The organism is Duganella sp. BJB1802, assembly GCF_013369445.1.
Taxonomy (GTDB): Bacteria; Pseudomonadota; Gammaproteobacteria; order Burkholderiales; family Burkholderiaceae_D; genus Rugamonas; species Rugamonas vulcania_A.
The window spans coordinates 1-2,984 of record NZ_JABWEF010000045.1; the positions used below are offsets into that span (position 1 = coordinate 1).

2 protein-coding genes are annotated in these 2,984 nt (G+C 57.3%); both read right to left on the reverse strand.

Annotated elements, in window-relative coordinates:
* Positions 1-36 precede the first annotated feature (36 nt).
* The gene (locus HUX88_RS31725; protein WP_229219638.1) at positions 37-1,251 is read right to left on the reverse strand and encodes a sensor histidine kinase; all 1,215 of its coding nucleotides are present in this window, start codon (positions 1,249-1,251) and stop codon (positions 37-39) included.
* 80 nt (positions 1,252-1,331) lie between these two features.
* Positions 1,332-2,696 carry a sodium-dependent transporter gene (locus HUX88_RS31730; RefSeq protein ID WP_176364360.1) on the reverse strand — a complete coding sequence of 455 codons (1,365 nt, stop codon included), beginning with the start codon at positions 2,694-2,696 and terminating at the stop codon, positions 1,332-1,334.
* Positions 2,697-2,984: the final 288 nt, after the last annotated feature.

A 2,984-nucleotide genomic window follows, 5' to 3' on the forward strand; every position in this document is an offset into this window, starting at 1 on the left:
GTCCAATGATTTGGTCGGGGCTTTTTTTCGTCTGTTTTAGCGGGTCGGTGCCAGCATCGGCAGCGTCAGCGTGAACCGGGTACCGCCGCCGGGCTCGCTGACGACGGCGATGGTGCCACCCAGAATCTCGGTGACAATATTGTGGACGATATTCAGGCCCAAGCCTGAACCGCCAACGCCCAGCTTGGTGGTGAAGAAGGGATCGAAGATGCGCGGCAGATATTCCTTCTGGATGCCGGCGCCATGATCTTCCACCGATAGCGTCACCAAGCCCTGGCCGGACAGGCTGGCCGAGATGTCGATCAATCCTTCGTTGCGGCCTTCATAGCCATGCAAGATGGCGTTGTTGATCAGGTTGGTGATTACCTGCCCAACCGGACCAGGATAACTTTCCATCATCAGGTCCGGCGGTATCCGCTGCTGGATCAAGTAAGGGGTGCGCTTGATTGTCGGCTGCAGTGTCAGCACGTTGCCGGCCACCACCTCCGCTAACAAAAAACTACGACGTTGAGAGCTGGTCTGGTCGACCGCCACCTGTTTGAAATTGGTGACGATTTCGGCCGCCCGATGTAAGTTACGGCCAAGGATGTCCACCGACAGCTGCGCATTCTTGATGTAGTGCTCAAACTCCTTGCGCGTGATGCCGCCTTCCGCCGCCAAGTGTCTGGTGATCTCCTCGGTCTGCATTTCGAATGTGGTGGAGGCCATCAGGCTGTTGCCGATCGGCGTATTCAGTTCATGCGCAATGCCGGCCACCATCGCGCCCAGTCCCGCCAGCCGCTCATTGCGGACCAGGTCTTCGCGTGCCTTGTCCAGGGTGACGATCATGTCCTGCAATTCGCGATTGGCCTTGCGCAGCGCCAGATGGGTATTGATGCGCGCCAGTACCTCTTCGATCTGGAACGGTTTGGTGATGTAGTCCACACCGCCGGCATCGAAGCCCGTGACTTTTTGCTTGGGGTCGGTCAGGCCGGTCATGAAGATGACCGGGATATCTTTGGTGGCCTTGCAGGCCTTGAGGCGCCGGCAGGCTTCGAAGCCGTCGATGCCGGGCATGACCACATCGAGCAGGATCAGGTCCGGCTCGGCGAATTCCGCGCGCATCAAACCTTCGGCGGCAGTCTGCGCCAGCACGATCATGAAGCCGTGCCGTTCAAGCCGATCCAGCAGGGCCGACAGATAGGAAAGAGAGTCGTCGACGATGAGTATCGTCGGCATCGGAATTACGGGGATCTCGCTCTGGTTCATCATGCAGCCTGAGGATATTCACGATCAAGATAGTATAGGCATACTGTGCGGGTGACGGTGAAAAAAGAGCGAGACCGTTGTGTCTACAGTAAATTCAGTCCTTTCAACATCACCAAAAGAATCAGTACGGGCGAGACATAGCGCAGCAGGAAGAACACCACGCGAGTCGTGGCCTGGTTGCTTATTTTCCCCTGGTTCGACAGCGCCTGATTGAACTTATCCGCGCCCCACACCCAGCCCACAAAGACGGCTAGCAGGATGCCACCCAGTGGCAACAATACGTTGGACGAAACGAAATCGAACAGGTCGAACATGTTCATGCCGAACAGTTTGAACCCCTCCAGCACGTTGTTGGTCAATGCGCAGCTGGAGCCCAGCAGCATCAGGAAGGCGATGGTCAGCAGTGTGGCCTTCACGCGGCTTAGGCCTAGGCGCTCATGCAGGATTACGACCGGGACTTCCATCAACGACAGCATCGCCCCGGTGGCTGCCACGGAGGCAAGCACAAAGAAGGCGATCATCAACAATTGGCCGCCGGGGATTTGCGAGAACACGGCGGGGATGGTGATGAACACCAGCGCCGGGCCAGCCGCTGGCTGAAAGCCGAAGGTGAACACGGCTGGAAAAATCGCGATGCCAGCCAGCATGGAGACGCACAGGTCGGCTGCCATGACGCGCAGCGTGGTCTGCGGAATATTTTGATCGTCGCGGAAGTAGGAGCCGTAAGTCATCATCGTGCCCATGCCCAGAGATAGCTTGAAGAAGGCCAAGCCCATCGCGGTGAGTATGACGCCGGCGGTGATCTTGCTGAAGTCAGGACGGAACAGAAAGGCCAAACCATCGCTCGCCTTGTCCAGTGACAGGCTGACCGCGCACAGCAGCAGCAACAACAGGAATAGTATCGGCATCAGCTTCTTGGCGATGCCTTCGATGCCTTTGGTCACGCCCATCAGCAGGATGCCGCCGATGAAAGCGAGCACTCCCCATTGCCACAGCAGCGACTGCATCGGATCGGCGATCAGAGTTGCGAACGCGCTTTCCGTGACGTGGCGATCGCTAATCAGGATGGAGCCGCCAATGGCCTTGAACACATAGGCGAAAACCCAGGCCACCACCTCCGAATAGAAGGACAGGATCAGAAAGGCCGCCGCCATGCCGGCTGCGCCCACCAGCCACCAGGGCATTCCCTTTTTAGGACTGAGCTGTTGCAGCGCAGTGATCGGATTGGCTTTGGCCGCGCGGCCCATGGCGATCTCCGCGATCATCACTGGCAGGCCGATGACCAAAGTCGCAAGGAGGTAGATCAGCAGAAAGCCGGCGCCGCCGTTGGCGCCAGTTAGATAAGGAAATTTCCATATATTGCCGAGTCCCACGGCCGAGCCGAGCGTCGCTGCAAGGACGCCGAAGCTGGAGCTGAAGCCGCCGCGCTTGATGGTGTTGTTGGTCATTGCGTGCATTCCTGCCATATTCTAAAGGGCGGGATTGTAGCAGCTCGAAAAAAGGCCTTGCGGATATCGCGGTACCTTTGCTATAGTTCGCCCCCTCGCAGAACACGGCACACGTTGCTGAGTTAGGTGAGAAAAAGAAGGGGTTGACGAAACGGTCTAAACGCTTCATACTCTTTCTTCTTCGCTGACGGACACAACGCTCCGCAGCAAACGCAGTACCGAATAAAGTTCTTTAAAAATTAACAGTCGATAAGTGTGGACGTTTGATGGAAGTGCACAGCGAACTCG